General features: G+C 75.6%; 15 protein-coding genes. 9 read left to right on the forward strand and 6 right to left on the reverse strand.

All coding sequences use genetic code 11. The features are described 5' to 3' along the window. Positions 1 to 233 precede the first annotated feature (233 nt). Complete coding sequence (locus PUR56_RS06710; protein WP_329948220.1) at positions 234 to 1,193, reverse strand: alpha/beta hydrolase; 960 nt, start codon at positions 1,191 to 1,193, stop codon at positions 234 to 236. Between the two features lie 111 nt (positions 1,194 to 1,304). Between PUR56_RS06710 and PUR56_RS06715 the strand changes: the two genes are divergently transcribed. The 4 genes from PUR56_RS06715 to PUR56_RS06730 all read left to right on the forward strand — a co-directional run bounded on the left by PUR56_RS06715 (position 1,305) and on the right by PUR56_RS06730 (position 5,400). Next, positions 1,305 to 2,189, forward strand: coding sequence for a spermidine synthase (locus tag PUR56_RS06715; protein WP_443034445.1), 885 nt, complete (start codon positions 1,305 to 1,307; stop codon positions 2,187 to 2,189). Positions 2,190 to 2,330: 141 nt separating this feature from the next. Next, complete coding sequence (locus tag PUR56_RS06720) at positions 2,331 to 3,167, forward strand: class I SAM-dependent methyltransferase (RefSeq protein ID WP_329948221.1); 837 nt, start codon at positions 2,331 to 2,333, stop codon at positions 3,165 to 3,167. A 308-nt stretch (positions 3,168 to 3,475) separates the two neighbouring features. Beyond that, on the forward strand, positions 3,476 to 4,300 hold the full coding sequence (locus PUR56_RS06725) for a DedA family protein (RefSeq protein WP_329948222.1): 825 nt from the start codon (positions 3,476 to 3,478) through the stop codon (positions 4,298 to 4,300). A 200-nt stretch (positions 4,301 to 4,500) separates the two neighbouring features. Beyond that, positions 4,501 to 5,400, forward strand: a complete 900-nt coding sequence (locus tag PUR56_RS06730; protein ID WP_329948252.1) for a Gfo/Idh/MocA family protein — start codon at positions 4,501 to 4,503, stop codon at positions 5,398 to 5,400. Between the two features lie 143 nt (positions 5,401 to 5,543). Here the strand turns inward: PUR56_RS06730 and PUR56_RS06735 are convergent, their stop codons facing one another. Next, positions 5,544 to 6,632 (reverse strand): hypothetical protein, encoded by a 1,089-nt coding sequence (locus tag PUR56_RS06735; RefSeq protein ID WP_329880851.1) that lies wholly within the window; start codon positions 6,630 to 6,632, stop codon positions 5,544 to 5,546. A gap of 159 nt (positions 6,633 to 6,791) precedes the next feature. On the opposite strand from PUR56_RS06735, the gene PUR56_RS06740 reads away from it, so the two are divergent. From PUR56_RS06740 to PUR56_RS06750, 3 genes are all read left to right on the forward strand, one after another. After that, the gene (locus PUR56_RS06740) at positions 6,792 to 7,832 is read left to right on the forward strand and encodes a phosphotransferase family protein (protein ID WP_329948223.1); all 1,041 of its coding nucleotides are present in this window, start codon (positions 6,792 to 6,794) and stop codon (positions 7,830 to 7,832) included. A gap of 3 nt (positions 7,833 to 7,835) precedes the next feature. Next, positions 7,836 to 9,047, forward strand: coding sequence for an acyl-CoA dehydrogenase family protein (locus PUR56_RS06745; RefSeq protein WP_329880849.1), 1,212 nt, complete (start codon positions 7,836 to 7,838; stop codon positions 9,045 to 9,047). Positions 9,048 to 9,266: 219 nt separating this feature from the next. Further along, on the forward strand, positions 9,267 to 10,562 hold the full coding sequence (locus PUR56_RS06750; RefSeq protein WP_329948224.1) for an alpha/beta hydrolase family protein: 1,296 nt from the start codon (positions 9,267 to 9,269) through the stop codon (positions 10,560 to 10,562). Between the two features lie 121 nt (positions 10,563 to 10,683). Here the strand turns inward: PUR56_RS06750 and PUR56_RS06755 are convergent, their stop codons facing one another. Continuing rightward, the gene (locus PUR56_RS06755) at positions 10,684 to 11,106 is read right to left on the reverse strand and encodes a winged helix-turn-helix transcriptional regulator (RefSeq protein ID WP_329948225.1); all 423 of its coding nucleotides are present in this window, start codon (positions 11,104 to 11,106) and stop codon (positions 10,684 to 10,686) included. 126 nt (positions 11,107 to 11,232) lie between these two features. On the opposite strand from PUR56_RS06755, the gene PUR56_RS06760 reads away from it, so the two are divergent. Then, complete coding sequence (locus PUR56_RS06760; RefSeq protein WP_329948226.1) at positions 11,233 to 12,123, forward strand: NAD(P)H-binding protein; 891 nt, start codon at positions 11,233 to 11,235, stop codon at positions 12,121 to 12,123. A gap of 66 nt (positions 12,124 to 12,189) precedes the next feature. Here PUR56_RS06760 and PUR56_RS06765 read toward each other — a convergent pair whose 3' ends face one another. From PUR56_RS06765 to PUR56_RS06775, 3 genes are all read right to left on the reverse strand, one after another. Further along, positions 12,190 to 13,143: an NADPH:quinone oxidoreductase family protein gene (locus tag PUR56_RS06765; protein ID WP_329948227.1), complete on the reverse strand. Its 954-nt coding sequence runs from the start codon at positions 13,141 to 13,143 to the stop codon at positions 12,190 to 12,192. 20 nt (positions 13,144 to 13,163) lie between these two features. Further along, positions 13,164 to 13,931, reverse strand: a complete 768-nt coding sequence (locus tag PUR56_RS06770) for an SDR family NAD(P)-dependent oxidoreductase (protein ID WP_329948253.1) — start codon at positions 13,929 to 13,931, stop codon at positions 13,164 to 13,166. A gap of 77 nt (positions 13,932 to 14,008) precedes the next feature. After that, entirely contained in the window at positions 14,009 to 14,767 is a 759-nt protein-coding gene (locus PUR56_RS06775) for an SDR family oxidoreductase (RefSeq protein ID WP_329948228.1), read from the reverse strand. Between the two features lie 254 nt (positions 14,768 to 15,021). Between PUR56_RS06775 and PUR56_RS06780 the strand changes: the two genes are divergently transcribed. Beyond that, positions 15,022 to 15,681: a TetR/AcrR family transcriptional regulator gene (locus tag PUR56_RS06780; protein ID WP_329948229.1), complete on the forward strand. Its 660-nt coding sequence runs from the start codon at positions 15,022 to 15,024 to the stop codon at positions 15,679 to 15,681. Position 15,682: the final 1 nt, after the last annotated feature.

Raw genomic sequence — 15,682 nt, forward strand, 5'->3', positions numbered from 1 at the left:
CCATCCGGACGGTCGCGGTCCGCCCGGCCCGCCGCACGCCGGTGCGGCCGGCCCCACGGTCGGCCCTGCGGCCGGGACCGCGGGGGCCGCGCCCGCGCAGACGACTCCGCCGGCACCCGGGCGGGTGCCGGCGGAGGGGGAGGCGCGGAGGCGAACGGGTCACGCGTCCTCGGGCCGCGGGCCGTCGGAGCACGGGGGCCGTCGGAGCGCGAGGGCCGGTGTGCGGCGAGGGATCAGTGCACGGCGAGGGGGAAGTAGGCGTCGAGCCAGCGGTCGAGTTCGGCGAAGACCTGGGTGCGGGCCTTCTCGCCGGAGAGGACGAGGTCGTGCATGCCGCCCTCGATGCGCACGATGGTGACGTGGCGGCCCAGGTGGGGCCCGGCGGCGGCGATGTCGTCGGCGCGCAGGATGGCGTCCGCGTGGTGGAGGGCGTTGTGCCAGCGGGTGGTGGAGATCGAGGCGGTGGAGGCCATCAGCAGGATGGGGACCTCGACGCCGAGGCCGCGCCGCACCTCGCGGTGGCCGCGCTGGACGGCGGCGAGCCAGCCGGCGAACAGCGGGACGCCCTCCGCCGGCTTGAGACGCAGGTCGAAGTCCCACGCGCCGCGGTGGTCCTGGTGCAGGCTGTGCACGTAGTGCGGGTTGAGGGCCGACGGCAGCACGCGGGTCGGGGCGAAGCGGCCGAGGGCGTCCAGGGCGGGGGCGCCGAGGGTGCGGACGGCGGGGGCGGCCGGCATGGAGAGGAAGGGGCTGTTGAGGAAGAGCGCGTCGACCAGCCCGCGCCCGGCGCGGCGGCCGGCCCAGAGGGCGGCGATCAGGCCGCCGGTGGAGTGGCCGTTGATCAGCAGCCGGGTGTGCCCGTCCAGCTCCCGGACGACCCGGACCGCCTCGTCGAGCTCCTCGTCGTAGGCGGCGAGGTCGCGGACGAAGTTCGGGGACTGGTGCGGTCGCAGCGAACGGCCGTACTTGCGCAGGTCGAGCGCGTAGAAGGAGAAGCCGGCGGCGGCGTAGTGGTCGGCCAGGTGGGTCTGGAACCAGTAGTCGTTGTAGCCGTGGATGTAGAGGACGGCCCGGTCCGAACCGGGGACCAGCCGCCGGACGAGCGTGGCGGAGACCTCGCCCTCCTCGTCCGGGCGGAGCGGCAGTTCGACCGCCTCGTAGGGGGCACCCAGGATGTCTTCGCGGAACTCCATGTCCAGTCGCACCCAATCTCTGCTCGGTATCGCTGCCTCGGGAGCCCCGACGATACCGGCCGGTAGCCTCGGGCGTGACGGCGACTCGGGCGAGCCGCCTATGCTGCCGTCATGCCCGAGATGCCCGACACGCCCAGACCGTCCGTGGACGACGACCCCGTACCGGTCGTGCGGCGGACGGACCTCGGGCAGGCCAAGCTGCTGCCCGACATCGACCACGACGGCGGCTGGCTGCTCACCCTGGACGACACCCCGCAGTCCTACGTCGACCTCGGGGACCCGACCCACCTGGAGTTCGAGTACACGCAGCGGTTCGGCCACCTGGTCGACGCGCTCGCCCCGGCCGGGCAGCCGCTGGACGCGCTCCACCTGGGCGGTGGCGCGCTGACCGTCCCCCGCTACCTGGCCGCCACCCGTCCGGGCTCCCGCCAGCGGGTGGTGGAGGTCGACGGCCCGCTGCTCTCGCTGGTGGCGGAGCACCTTCCCTGGCACGGGCCGGGCGCCGACATCACGGCCGTGGTCGGTGACGCCCGGGCGGCGCTCGCGGAGGCCGCACCCGGCTCGCTGGACCTCGTCGTCGCCGACGTCTTCCACGGTTCGCGGACGCCCGCGCACCTGACCTCGGTGGAGTTCCTCCGGCTGGCGTCGGCCGCGTTGCGCCCCGGCGGCTGCTACGCCGCCAACCTCGCGGACGGTCCGCCGCTCGCCTTCGCCCGCGCGCAGGCGGCGACGGTGCGGGCCGTCTTCCCGGAGGCCTGCCTGATCGCGGAGCCGCCGGTGCTGCGCGGGCGGCGGTACGGCAACATCCTGCTCGTCGGCTCGACCGGTCCGCTGCCGGTCGCCGACCTGGTCCGGCGGCTGGCCGGCGACATCTTCCCGGCCCGGCTGACCGACGGCGCCGACCTCGCGGCCTTCGTCGCCCGGACGGAGCCGGTGACGGACGCCACCGCCACCGACTCCCCGCCCCCGCCGGAAGGGGCGTTCAGCGTCGGCTGACCGTGCGCGCGTCCCGGGTACGGTGCGCACGGTCGCGCGGGGCGGCGCGCCGGGGCTTCGCGCGCTCTGTTCACGCCCCCGGCAGTGTCAGAATCGGCGGGTCCGTCCCGGGGTCCGAGGATGCAGAGGAACGACCGAGTGATGAACAGCATGGAACGGCCGGATCTGACGGCGGTCCCCGAGACGGCACTGTGGACGCTCTACCAGCGCTCCGTCGAGGCGCGCAGGCCGGACACGGTGCTGCACGACCCGAAGGCGGTCGAGCTGGTGGACCGGATCGACTACCCGTTCGCCGAGCGCTTCGGAACCAGCGGCGTCCAGGCCCAGCTGCAGGCGCTGCGGGCGGCCTGCTTCGACCGCGAGGTGGCGGACTTCCTGGCCCGGGAGCCGCGCGGCACCGTGGTCTGCCTGGGGGAGGGCCTGGAGACCCAGTACTGGCGTGTCGACAACGGCCGTGCCCGGTGGATCGGGGTGGACCTGCCCGAGTCGGTCGCCCTGCGGGAGCAACTGCTGCCGCCCGGGCCGCGCCGGCGCTCCGTGGCCGCCGACGTCACCGACCTCGGCTGGGCCGAGGAGGTGGACCGGAGCCGGGCGGTGCTGATCACCGCGCAGGGTCTGCTGATGTACCTGCGGCCGGCCCAGGTGCGGGCCCTGATCGCGGGCTGTGCCGAGCGGTTCCCGGGCGGTTCGCTGGTCCTGGACGCGGTACCGCGCTGGTTCGGCCGGCTCACCCTGAGCGGCAGGGTGCGGACCCGGGGCTACGAGGCGCCCCCGATGCCGTGGGCGATGGACGCGGGCGAGCGGGCCAAGCTGCGCAGCGCCGGTCCTGCGGTGGCCGCGGTGCGGGACGTCCGGCCGACCGGCGGACGCGGACTCGTCGGCGCCCTGCTCCCGATCGCCCTCGCCGTTCCCCCGCTGGCGGACCGCCGCCCCTCGGTCACCGTCGTGGACTTCGCGGACCGCCCCGTGCAGCCGTAGCCGACCGGGCCGTGGGGCCGGGGCCCCCGGCCGGTGCCGGGTCGGGGGCGGCTGCACGGGGCCGGCGAGGGTCCCCGGGCGGAGGCGCGGTGGGCGGCCCGGTTCCCGGGCACGCCGGAACCGCCGCAGGCCGCCACGCGTCGTAACCAGGGGTGATCGGCCAGGGGGACGGGCCGCCCGGCACGTTAGGCTGCCTTCTCGGGGAGCGGCCTGGTGCCGCCATTCGGACGACGTCGAGACCGGCGCGCGGGCTGCGGATACCTGACCGGGCCTGCCGTGGGTCTCGTCCTGCCACGGAGGTACTGGCCTTGCTGCACATCGACGCCTGGATCGAGGGCGTGCCACCGGGCGCGGTGTATGCCCTTGTAGGTCTGATCATCGGACTGGAGTCGCTGGGCATTCCGCTCCCCGGCGAGATCGCCCTGGTGTCCTCGGCGCTGCTGGCCGCGCGCGGCGTGGTCAGCCCGGTCTGGGTGGCGGTCTTCGCGATCCTCGGTGCGATCATCGGCGACTCGATCGGCTACTCGATCGGACGCAAGGGCGGCAAGCCGCTCTTCGAGAAGCTGGGGCGACGGTTCCCCAAGCACTTCGGCCCGGACCACCTGGCCAGCGCCGAGCGCTCGTTCCAGAAGTGGGGCATGTGGGCCGTCTTCTTCGGCCGCTTCATCGCCCTGCTGCGCATCTTCGCCGGGCCGCTCGCCGGCGCGCTCAAGATGCCGTACTGGAAGTTCCTGATCGCCAACGTCCTCGGCGGCATCGTCTGGGCCGGCGGGACGACCCTGCTCGTCTACCAGGTCGGCAAGGTCGCCGAGCAGTGGCTGTCGAAGTTCTCCTGGATCGGCCTGCTCCTGGCCGCCCTCGGCGGCGCCTTCTCGGCCTGGCTGATGAAGCGCCGCGCCGCCAAGTCCGCCCGGGCCCGCGAGGCGGAGGACGCGGCGGCGGAGGCGGCCTCGGCCGCCGAGGCCCCGATCGGAGCACCGTCGGCGACTGCCGCCGCCACCACGGCCACCACCACGGTCACCACCACCACGGTCACCACCACCACGGCCACTGCCGCCGCCACGGCGACGGCGACCGCACCGGGTGCCGGCGCGCAGACCGCCGCAGCACCCGCCGGGCCCGTCGCGGACTGACCCGCCGGCCAGGGCCGCCGTCGCCCCGGGGGAGCGACGGCGGCCTTCGTGCGACCGGGCGCGGTACCCACCGGGCACGGATCCGACCGGGCGGCGGAGTACGGTCGAGCACCATGGCGGTACGGCACAGCACGGCAGCACACGAGATCGACATCGACGCACGACCGAACACCCGCGCACGACCGAGGAGCGAGACCACCATGCGGATCGGACTGCTGGGCACCGGCCCCTGGGCGGAGCGGGTGCACGCACCCGTCCTGGCGGAGCACCCCGCCTTCGAGTTCGCGGGAGTCTGGGGCCGCCGCCCCGAGGCCGCCGCAGCGCTCGGCGCGCAGCACGGCGTCCCCGGCCACGCCGACCTCGACCGGCTGCTCGCCGAGGTCGACGCCGTCTCCATCGCACTGCCGCCGACCGTCCAGGCGGACCTCGCCGTACGGGCCGCCGAGGCGGGCTGCCACCTGCTGCTCGACAAGCCCGTCGCGCTGACCGTCCCCGACGCCCGCCGGGTGGTCGAGGCGACCGGACGCAACGGCGTCGCCTCGGTGGTGTTCTTCACCGTCCGCTTCGGCGGCGACCAGATCCCGTGGATCGAGGCGCAGGCCGCCGCCGGCGGCTGGTTCACCGGCCGCTCCGACTGGCTCGGCTCGGTCTTCGCCCCGGACTCCACCAGCCCGTACGCGGCCTCCGCCTGGCGCAAGGACAAGGGCGCGCTCTGGGACGTCGGCCCGCACGCCCTCTCCGTGCTGCTCCCGATCCTCGGCGACGTCACCTCCCTGACGGCCGTGGCCGGCCCGCTGGACACCGTCCACCTCGTGCTGCGCCACGTCGGCGGCGCGTCCAGCACCCTGGCGCTCAGCCTCACCGTCCCCGTGGCGGGCGGCGGCACCGGGATGGAGCTGCGCGGCGAGGCCGGCACCGTCCACCTGCCCGAACGCGGCGAGGGCCCGATCGCGGCCCTGCACCGCGCCCTCGACGCGCTCGACGAGTCCGTCCGCACCGGTGAGCCGCACCCCTGCTCCGCCGCCTTCGGCCTGCGGACCGTGGAGATCCTCGCCGCCGCCGAACGCTCCCTCGCCGCGGGCACCACGGTCGCCGTCTGACCACTGGTCCCGGATCCCTCCCGCCGCCGCGTGCGCCGGACCCGCAGCAGCGGTCCGGCGCACGCGGCACCGCTGCTCATGTCGCCGTGATCGCCGAAGCAGCCGGTCCGGGGAAGGGCGGACGCCCCGTCGCGGCCGGGGCGTCAGATGACGTCCGGGCGGCGGTCGGTGGGGCGGGCCGGGGGCACGGTCGGCGCCCGGAAGTCGCGGGGGCCGGTCCAGAGGGCGGGGACGGCGTCGCTGCGGCGGGCGAGCTCGTGGGCGAGGTGCTCGTAGTTGACCCGCCAGCCGCGGAAGTGCGGCCAGGCCTCGGCGGCGGGCCGTTCGTGCGGGAACCCGGCGGCGGCGATCAGGGCGACGGCGGCGTCGAACTCGGTGTAGCCGAGGCGGATCGGCGCCTCGGGGGACGGGTCGGGGTCGAAGTCGACGCGCAGCGAGCGGCCGATGTCGCGCAGCGCGGTGAAGCCGGCCCGCAGGACGAGGCGGGCCTCGGGCGGGGCGGTGCGCGGGGCGATCGCGAGGTGGAGGGCGGCGGCGTCCATGACGGCGGTCAGGCCGACCACCCAGCTGCGCTCGGGCTGCGGGGAGCGGAACGAGATGAGAACGGGGTAGTTGGAGTGGCTCTCGCCGAGGTCGGCGGCGAGCCGTTCCCAGTCGCGGTACAGCTGGGGGAGGGCGGTCTCGGTGTCGACCAGCGCCTGCCGGGCGAGCAGTTCGGGACCCCAGGCGGGTTCGCCGGCCCGGGACTGCAGGAGCGTCACCTCCAGTTCGCGGCGGTTGTAGGCGGCGTAGAGGGTGGGGAGGTACGCGATCTGCAGGGCGATCACGAGGGGGCCGCTGGCGGCGGCGAGGAAGTCGATGACGGAGAGGTGGAGCCGGTCGCCGCTGGCGAAGCCGAGGGTCAGCAGGCTGGAGCCGGCCTCGCGGAAGGAGACCGACCAGTCCAGTCGCGAGGTGCCGTGCAGTATCAGCGTGTAGGCGGTCAGCATGGCGCCGAGCCAGACCCCCAGCATGCCGAGCAGCATCAGCGGGGCCAGCCAGGTCTGCGCCCGGTCCTGCGCCCGGTAGGTGCCGAACGGGGCGGCGGTCAGCCGCAGGACGGACCGCAGTGCCCGCCACAGGCCGTGCACCAGGGAGGAGTACAGGCCGCGCGGCACGACCAGCGTGCGCAGGATGCTGCCGATGGTGAGCAGCAGGAGCAGCACGCCGGCCACGGTGTGGATCAACCTCATGGGCACATTGTGGCGGGCGGGTGGGATTGACAGGTGAACGCGGTCGGCTGAATGCTAAGCAAGCGCTTAGTCAGTGGATCGCCAACAGGCCAACAGGCCGACCGACCAAGGAGCCGACGGGCCGCCAAGGGCCGCCGACGGCCGACGAGGAGAGAGCCCGTGCCGGAGAACCACCCCGCCGATCCGCCCGGGCTCGACCTGGGCCGGCTCCGCGCCCACCTCGACCGGGTGCTTCCGGGCACGGTGAACGGCCCGCTGCGGGCCGAGCTGATCGAGGGCGGCCGTTCCAACCTCACCTACCGGCTCACCGACGGCCGCTCCCGCTGGGTGCTGCGCAGGCCGCCGCTCGGGCACGTCCTCGCCACCGCGCACGACATGGGCCGTGAGCACCGGGTGATGACTGCCCTGCACGGCACCGGCGTGCCGGTGCCCGCCACGCTCCACCTCGACCCCGGTACGGAGGTGCTCGGCGCGCCCTGGTACCTGATGGCGTACGTGCCCGGCACCGCGCACCGGGACGCGGCGCCGCTCGCGGCACTCGGCGAGGGGCGCGTCCACGCCATCGGCCTGTCGCTGGTGGAGACCCTCGCCGCGCTGCACCGGATCGATCCGGCGGAGGCCGGGCTCGCCGACTTCGGGCGCCCGGAGGGCTACCTGGAGCGGCAACTGCGCCGCTGGTCCACCCAGCTGGACGCCTCGCGCAGCCGCGACCTGCCCGGCATCGACCGGCTGCACGAGCTGCTCGTCGCCCGCCGGACGGTCTCGCCGGCCCCGGCGCTGGTCCACGGGGACTACCGGCTCGACAACGTGCTGATCGACGACGGGGACCGGATCGCGGCCGTCCTGGACTGGGAGATGTCCACCCTCGGCGACCCGCTCACGGACGTCGGCCTGCTGGTGATGTACACCCAGCTCGCCGGTGCCGGCGGTGGCCTGATCCCCGGCGCCGCCACCGCCCCGGGCTTCCCGCCGGCCGGTGACCTGGCCGCCCGGTACGCCGGGGCGACCGGACGGGACGCCGCCGACCTCGACTGGTACGTCGCCTTCGCCTCGTACAAGCTCGCCGTCGTCGCGGAGGGCATCCACTACCGGTCCCGGCAGGGCAGCACCCTCGGGGCCGGGTTCGAGCGGGCCGGCACCATGGCGCCCGTCCTCGTCGAGCACGGCCTCACCACCCTCGAAGCACCCCGGGAGCGCTGAACGATGGACTTCGCCCACGATGACCGGACCCTCGAACTCGTCGACCGGCTGACGGAGTTCATGGACCGCCAGGTGTACCCGGCCGAGTCCGTGCTGGCCGCCCAGCTGGCCGACCCGGACCGTCCCGCCTGGGCGGTGCCCCCGGTCGTCGCCGGCCTGCGGGCGGAGGCCAGGAAGCAGGGCCTGTGGAACCTCTTCCTCCCCGGCGAGCACGGCGCCGGCCTCACCAACCTCCAGTACGCCCCGCTCGCCGAGATCACCGGGCGCAGCCCCCAGCTGGCCCCGCCCGCCCTCAACTGCGCCGCGCCCGACACCGGGAACATGGAACTGCTGGCCCAGTTCGGCACCGCCGAGCAGCGCGAGCGGTGGCTCGAACCGCTGCTCGACGCCGAGATCCGCTCCGCCTTCGCGATGACCGAGCCCGACGTCGCCTCCTCCGACGCCGCCAACATCGCCACCCGGATCGAACGCGACGGCGACGACTACGTGGTCAACGGCCGCAAGTGGTACATCAGCGGAGCGATGAACCCCGAGTGCCGGATCCTCGTCGTGATGGGCAGGACCGACCCGGAGGCCGAACCGCACCGCAGGCAGAGCATGATCCTCGTGCCCCGGGACACCCCGGGCGTGACCGTCCGGCGCGGCATGACCGTCTTCGGCTACGACGACGCCGAGCACGGCGGGCACGCCGAGATCGACTTCGAGGACGTCCGGGTCCCCGTCGGCAACCTGATCGGGGAAGAGGGCTCCGGCTTCGCGATCGCCCAGGCGAGGCTCGGGTCCGGCCGGATCCACCACTGCATGCGGGCGATCGGCACCGCCGAGCGCGCCGTCGAGCTGATGTGCCGCCGCACCCTCGACCGGGTGGCCTTCGGTCGTCCGCTCGCCGAGCAGGGCGTGATCCAGGACTGGATCGCGGAGTCCCGGGTCCGGATCGAGCAGTTGAGGCTGCTGGTGCTCAAGACCGCCTGGCTGATGGACACCGTCGGCAACCGCGGCGCGCACACCGAGATCCAGGCCATCAAGATCGCCACGCCGCGCACCGTCGAGTGGATCCTGGACAAGGCCGTCCAGGCGCACGGCGCGGCCGGGGTCGGCCAGGACACCCCGCTCGCGCAGCTGTGGGCCGGCAACCGCACCCTCCGTCTGGCGGACGGGCCGGACGAGGTGCACAAGCGCTCGCTGGCCCGGCGGGAGCTGAAGCGGTACCGGTGAGCCCCGGCCGGAGGAGCGGGCGCAGGCACGCACCGGTGCCCGGCTGCGCCGTCCGGGTGCCGTGCGCCGCGCGTCCGCGCAGGTCATCGGATGTCATACCCGGGTAGCACCCGGCGGGTTGGCTCCGCGGTATGACGCCCCCCGCGCCGCCCGGCCCGTACTGTCGCGGTACGGGCCGGCCGGTCGGCGGCGGTCCCACGGAACGGGGAGCGGGGAGACATGCGCAAGCGGGGACACGGAGGGGGCGTGCGGACGGGGATCGCCGCCGTACTGGTGGCCGCGACGGCGACGGCCGTCCTGGGCACGGGGGCGGTGGCCGCGGCGGCGGCGCCGTCCGCCGCGGAACGCCAGGCACGGGCCTGGCTGCCCCGGCCCGTCGGGCCGTACGCCGTCGGGACCACCTCGCTGCGACTCACCGACGCCGGGCGGCAGGACCCGTGGCAGCCGGACCGCGCCCGCGAGCTGATGATCAGCCTCTGGTACCCGGCCACCCGTCCGGTGTTCGGGAACGAGCAGCCGGCCCGCTACATGGTGCCGCGTGCGGCCGAGCACTTCGGGGGTACGGGCGGCGCGTCCGTCTTCAACTACGGTACGGAGCCCGGCCGCACCGACTGGTCGGGGGTCCGCACGCACGCCCGGCAGGACGCGCCCGCGTTGCCCGGAGCCGGCCCGCGCCCGGTGGTGCTGTACTCGGCCGGGCTCGGCGACCCCCGGACGTGGGGCACCGGCCTGGTCGAGGACCTCGCCTCGCGCGGCTACGTCGTCGTCACCGTCGACCACACCTACGAAGCCTCCGAAGTGGCCTTCCCCGGGGGCGCCCTGGCCACCTCGGTGCTCCCGGCGATGGTGGGCCGACCCGGTCTGGACATCGGCGCGCTGCTCCGCAAGGCCCTGCAGACGCGGGTCGACGACACCCGCTTCGTCCTGGACGAGCTGGGCGCGCTGCGGACCGACGGGCGGCTGCCGGCGGCCCTCGCGGGCTCGCTGGACCTGGGCCGGGTGGGCATGGTCGGCCACTCGGCCGGAGGGTTCACCGCGGCCCAGAGCATGCACGACGACCCGCGGATCAAGGCCGGCGTGAACATGGACGGTCAGCTGCACTTCCCCGGCCCGGACGGGACGGGGGTGCACCTGAGCAGCGTGGCCGAGGACGGCCTCGACCGCCCGTTCCTGCTGATGGGCACGGGCAGCCCGGACTCCGGCGACTACCGGAACCAGCCCGGCTGGGCCTCGTTCTGGCAGCACACCCGGGGCTGGAAGGCCGACGTCACCCTGACCGGATCCCGGCACGGCTCCTACACCGACGCCCAGTCCCTGCTGCCCCAGCTCGCCCGGCAGGGCGCCGTCTCCGCGGAGGCCCTGCGCGGAGACGTGGGCGAGGTCCGCCCCGACCGCGCGGTGCTCGCCACCCGGTCCTACGTCGCCTCGTTCCTCGATCGCTGGTTGCGCGGACACGACGACCACCTGCTGGACGGGCCGTCGCCGAGGTTCCCGGAGATGGAGTACGCGAGCTGACCCTCCGCGCGTACCGCGGCCGGGCCAGGGGGGCGGGCCGGGCGGGGCGGACGGGGCGACCGCCGTCCGGCCTCGTGCGCCGTTGCGGTCCCGTCCGGCCTCGCGCGGTGCTCCCTGCGGGCTACCGGATGTCCGAGTCCGGGTTGGCGGCGTCCCAGTCCTGCCGTGACGCGAGGATCGAGTCGTGGTGGTCGTAGGACCAGTCCACCATGGCGCGGACCAGGTGGGTCAGGCTGTGGCCGACGGGCGTCAGCTCGTAGTCCACCTGCGGGGGGACGGTCGGGTGGACCGTCCTCGACACCAGGCCGTCCCGTTCCAGCCGGCGGACCGTCAGCGTCAGCATCCGCTGCGAGATCCCCGGAACGGCGCGCTGGAGTTCGCGGAACCGCCGTACGCCCCGGGCGAGTTCGACGACCACCAGGACGGACCACTTGTCGCCGAGCCGGTCCAGCAGACCGCGGATGCCGCAGTCCACGCCGTCCTCGCACCAGACCACCGGACGGGCGGTGGCCGGGGTGGTTATGCCGGTGTGCCCTACTGACATGCAAGTGCCTCCTTACGCCGAACGCCCAGGTTATCGAGGATGGACGCAGTGCAGGGCGCGGCGGGGACCGCCGGCCCGGGGCGGACCGTCGGCGTCCGCCGACCGCTTCTCGATCACGGAGGAACCATGCTTCTCGTCACCGGCGTCAACGGCGGTCTGGGCGCCCTGGTACTGGAGCGGCTGGCCCGGCTGTCGGCCGGTGGGCCGGACAACGGCCCGGGCGGTGTGGTGGCCGGGACCCGGAACCCGGAGCGGGTGACCGTGCCGGGCGTCCCGGTCCGGGCCGTGGACTTCGACCGGCCGGAGACCCTGGACGAGGCCTTCGACGGCGTGCGGACGCTGCTGCTGATCTCGGCCGGCTACGGGGAGGACGACGTGGTGATCGCCCGCCACCGGGCGGCCGTCGAGGCGGCCGAGCGGGCCGGGGTCGAGCACGTCGTGTACACCAGCCTCTCCGGTGACGGCGACCACCTCGCCTACGCGCTGGCCCACCGCTGGACCGAGCGCCGGCTGCGCGCGTCGGCGACGCTGCGCTGGACGATCCTGCGCAACGGCCTCTACGCCGAGTTGCTGGGCGCCCTGGCCACTCCGGACCGGCACGGTGTGATCACCGCACCGCTCGGCGACGGACGGCTGGCGGCGGTCGCACGGGAGGACCTGGCCGAGGTGGCCGTGACGGTGGCGCTGGCGCCGGCCCGGCACGCGGGGCGGGTCTACGAACTGGTCGGCGAGGAGGCGGTGGGCGGCGCGGACGTCGCGGCGGCGCTGAGCCGGGCCGGGGAACGGCCGGTCGAGTACCGGCCCGGGTCCCTCGCCGAACTGCGGGCGGCCGTCGTGGCCTCCGGTGCGGAGTCCTTCCAGGTGCCGATGACGGCCGGCACGTACTCGGCCGTCGCGCACGGCTTCCTCGCAGGGCCGGGCGGGCCGGGGGACCTCGCGGCGCTGCTCGGCCGCCGCCCCCGTCCGGTCCTGGAGGTGATCGCCGCCGGCGCGGCGGGCCGGGGCGCCGACGGCTGAGCCGGTCGGCGGGGCGCCGACGGGCGGTGACGGCCGGGGCGGCGGAGTCCCGGCCGCCCCGCGCCGTCAGGGCAGCACCACCAGCCGTCCGGTGGTGGTGCCGTCGGCGACCCGCTGGACGGCGTCGGCCGCCTCCGTGAGCGGCAGGCGGGCGGTGACCACGGGGCGGACCACGCCCCCGGCGGCGAGTGCGGTGAGCTCCTCGTGGGCGGTGCGGACCGCCTGCGGGTCACGGGTGGCGTAGAGGCCCCAGTGCAGGCCGAGGACGGTGTAGTTCTTCACGAGCACATGGCTGAGCGGGGGCTCCGGGATCCGCCCGGAGGCGAAGCCGACCACCACGATCCGGCCCTCGAACGCGACGCACCGGGTGGAGCCGGTGTACGCCTCGCCGCCGACCGGGTCGAAGACGACGTCGGCGCCCCGGCCGTCGGTGGCCTCCCGGACGGCCGCGACGAAGTCCGTGGCCGTCCGGTCCACCACCAGGTCGGCGCCCGACTCCCGGGCGGCGGCGGCCTTTCCGGGCCCGCCGACCACCGCGATCACCCGCGCGCCGGCCGCCCGGCCGAGCTGGACGGCGGCGCTGCCGACCCCGCCGGCCGCGGCGTGCACCAGCAGCGTCTCGCCGGGGCGCAGCGCCGCCCGGCGGTGGAGGGCGAACCAGGCGGTCTGGTGGCCGATGTGCAGCGCGGCGGCCTCGGCGTCGTCCAGCGCCGCGGGAGCGGGGAAGGCGGCGGTCGCGTCCAGCAGGGCGTACTCGGCGAAGGCGCCGTGCGGCAGCAACGGGGTGCCGATGACCCGGTCGCCCGGACGCCACGTTCCGTCGGCGCCGACGACCTCGCCGCACAGTTCCACGCCGGGTGTGAACGGCAGCGGAGGGCGCACCTGGTACTGGCCGCGTGCCATCAGCGCGTCCGGGAAGTTGACGGCGGCGGCCCGGACCCGGACCAGCAGCTGTCCCGGTCCGGGGACCGGCCTCGGGACGCCCCCGGCGAGTCGCAGCACCTCACGCGGTTCGCCCAACTCCCTGACCTGTCAGGCCCTCACAGTGCTCCGCTCCTCTCCAGTCCCTGTTGCAGCCGGTTCATCCCGGCCAGCCAGCGGTCCGGGTCGCCCGCCCGGACGGCGGTGTACTCCGCGACCTCGGGGTGCGGCAGGACGAGGAAGCGGTCGGCCGCCAGCCCGTCCAGCAGCGCCTCGGCGACGTCGTCGGCGTCCAGTGCGGTGGGTGCGAGCAGGGCCGCGCCGACCGGGCCGGTGCCGTCCAGCATCGCGGTGCGCACGCCCTGCGGGCAGAGCGCGTGCACCCGGAGGCCGCGGTGCCGGTAGGTGGCGGCCAGCCATTCGGCGAAGGCGAGGGCGCCGTGCTTGGAGACGGCGTACGGGGCCGAGCCCAGCATGGTGAGCAGCCCGGCGGCCGAGACGGTGGCGACGAAGCGCCCGGTGCCGCGCTCCAGCCAGCGGGGGAGGAGGAGCTCGGCGGCCCGGACGTGGGCCAGCACGTTGACCTCCCACGCGGCGGCCCACGCGGCGGGCGGTGCGTCGGCGCCGCCGGTCGGGGCGACGCCCGCGTTGGCGCACCAGACGTCGATCTCGGCACCGTGCTCGGCAAGCGCCGTCCGGGCGGCGCCGACGAGGGCGGCCAGCCCCTCGGCGGAGGCGGCGTCGCCGGGGACGGCGGTGCCGGCGCAGTCGGCGGCGACCGCGCGGGCGGCCCCGGCGTCGAGGTCGTTGACCACGACGTGGGCGCCGGCGGCGGCGAAGGCACGGGCCACGGCGGCGCCGATGCCCCGCCCGGCGCCGGTGACCACCACGCCCTGGCCGGCGTACGGGGGCGCGGCGGCGTGCGGCGAGGGGTCGGTGGCCGGGTGCCGGCCCGGGTCGGGGCTCACAGGCCGCCGCCGAGCGTGACGCCGCCGTCCACGACGAGCGTCTGGCCGGTGATCCAGGCCGCGTCCGGGGAGAGCAGGAAGGCGACGGCGCCCGCGACGTCCTCCGGGACCCCGAGCCGGCCCAGCGGGTAGGCGGCGGCGACCTCGTCCTCGCGGCCCTCGTACAGGGCCTCGGCGAACCTGGTCTTGACGACGGCCGGCGCGACCGCGTTGACCCGGATGCCCTGCTCGCCGAGTTCGGCGGCGAGTTCGGCGGTGAGCCGGATCAGAGCGGCCTTGGAGACGCCGTACATGCCGATGCCGAGGGAGGCACGGATGCCGGCCACGGAGGCGACGTTGACCACCGAGCCGCCGTGCTCGCCCATCCAGGCGGCGTGCGCGCGGCGGGTCCAGGCGAGCGGGGCCAGCACGTTGACGGCGAGGATCTTGGCGGCGGCGGCCTCGTCGGTGGCCAGCACCGGGCCGTGGACCGGGTTGATGCCGGTGTTGTTGACCAGGCAGTCGAGCCTGCCGAAGGCCTCCAGGGTGCGGGTGACGGCCTCCTCCTGGTGGGCCGGGTCGTCGGCCTTGCCGGGGACGCCGACGGCGACCTCGGGACCGCCCAGGTCGCGGACCGCCTCGGCGAGCGGTCCGGGGGTGCGGGCGGTCAGGCAGACCCGGGCCCCCCGGGCGACCAGCTCGCGTGCGATGCCGAGGCCGATGCCCCGGCTCGCTCCGGTGACGACGGCCACCTGGCCCTTGAAGGAGTGCACCACGGGGTCCTCTCGGCGGGGGTCGGCCCTGTGCGCGGCTCGGCACGGCCGTGACTAAGCGCTTGCTTAGCATGGTGTCGGCGGGTGACCCTGTCAACAGCCGTCGGGCCGGGGCGGCCGCCGGTCCCGGGCCGCTCCGTCCGCCGGTCCCGGGCCGCCGGTCCGTCCCGCCCGAGCCGGCCCTCGTGGGCTCTCGCGGGCTCCTGCGGGCTCCTGCGGGGCGAATGTCCGTACGACCGATCTGCGAGGATGGCGCCATGACCAGCACGCCCATCGCCGAGCTCTGGCCCACGCTGCCCGGCGGCGCCGACACCCGCCCCGAGGCGGCGCACCGGCTGCTCCGGGCCGCCGTGGAGTCCTTCGCCGAGCGCGGCTTCCACGCGACCACGACCCGGGACATCGCCACCGGTGCCGGGATGAGCCCGGCCGCGCTGTACATCCACTACCCGTCCAAGGCCGCGCTGCTGGCCGAGATCAGCCGGGTCGGCCACGCCGCCACCCTCGCGCTGGTCCGGACGGCGGTGGCCGGCGAGGGTGACCCGGTGACGCGGATGCGGCGGCTGGTCGAGGAGTTCACCGCCTGGCACGCCCGGGCCCGGACGGTCGGCCGGGTGGTCAACTACGAGCTGCACGCGCTCCCCGAGGACGCCTACGCGGTGGTCGCGGCACTCCGCCTGGACATCGAGCGCGAGGTCACCCGGCTGATCGAGGCGGGCCTGGCGGCGGGCGTCTTCGAGGTCGGCGAGGTGCGGACGGCCGCCCGCGCGGTCACCTCGCTGGGCATCGACGTGTCCCGCTGGTACACCGACCGAAGCAGTGAGACGCCCGAGGAACTGGGCCGCCGGTACGGTGAGTTGGTGCTCAGAATGCTGGGCGCGCAGCTGCCGGGGGCCGGTCCGTCGAAGCCGGGGCCGTGAA

The sequence above is a fragment of the Streptomyces sp. BE303 genome (genome assembly GCF_036290945.1).
In the GTDB taxonomy this organism is placed as follows: Bacteria; Actinomycetota; Actinomycetes; order Streptomycetales; family Streptomycetaceae; genus Kitasatospora.

What these genes read in the sequence shown, in the direction of transcription:
- PUR56_RS06735 (WP_329880851.1), bottom strand. Translation starts at nt 6,632, where the DNA reads ATGAGGTTGATCCACACCGTGGCCGGCGTGCTGCTCCTGCTGCTCACC.
- PUR56_RS06780 (WP_329948229.1), top strand. Translation starts at nt 15,022, where the DNA reads ATGACCAGCACGCCCATCGCCGAGCTCTGGCCCACGCTGCCCGGCGGC.
- PUR56_RS06710 (WP_329948220.1), bottom strand. Translation starts at nt 1,193, where the DNA reads ATGGAGTTCCGCGAAGACATCCTGGGTGCCCCCTACGAGGCGGTCGAA.
- PUR56_RS06730 (WP_329948252.1), top strand. Translation starts at nt 4,501, where the DNA reads ATGCGGATCGGACTGCTGGGCACCGGCCCCTGGGCGGAGCGGGTGCAC.
- PUR56_RS06750 (WP_329948224.1), top strand. Translation starts at nt 9,267, where the DNA reads ATGCGCAAGCGGGGACACGGAGGGGGCGTGCGGACGGGGATCGCCGCC.
- PUR56_RS06755 (WP_329948225.1), bottom strand. Translation starts at nt 11,106, where the DNA reads ATGTCAGTAGGGCACACCGGCATAACCACCCCGGCCACCGCCCGTCCG.
- PUR56_RS06745 (WP_329880849.1), top strand. Translation starts at nt 7,836, where the DNA reads ATGGACTTCGCCCACGATGACCGGACCCTCGAACTCGTCGACCGGCTG.
- PUR56_RS06760 (WP_329948226.1), top strand. Translation starts at nt 11,233, where the DNA reads ATGCTTCTCGTCACCGGCGTCAACGGCGGTCTGGGCGCCCTGGTACTG.
- PUR56_RS06720 (WP_329948221.1), top strand. Translation starts at nt 2,331, where the DNA reads ATGAACAGCATGGAACGGCCGGATCTGACGGCGGTCCCCGAGACGGCA.
- PUR56_RS06715 (WP_443034445.1), top strand. Translation starts at nt 1,305, where the DNA reads ATGCCCGAGATGCCCGACACGCCCAGACCGTCCGTGGACGACGACCCC.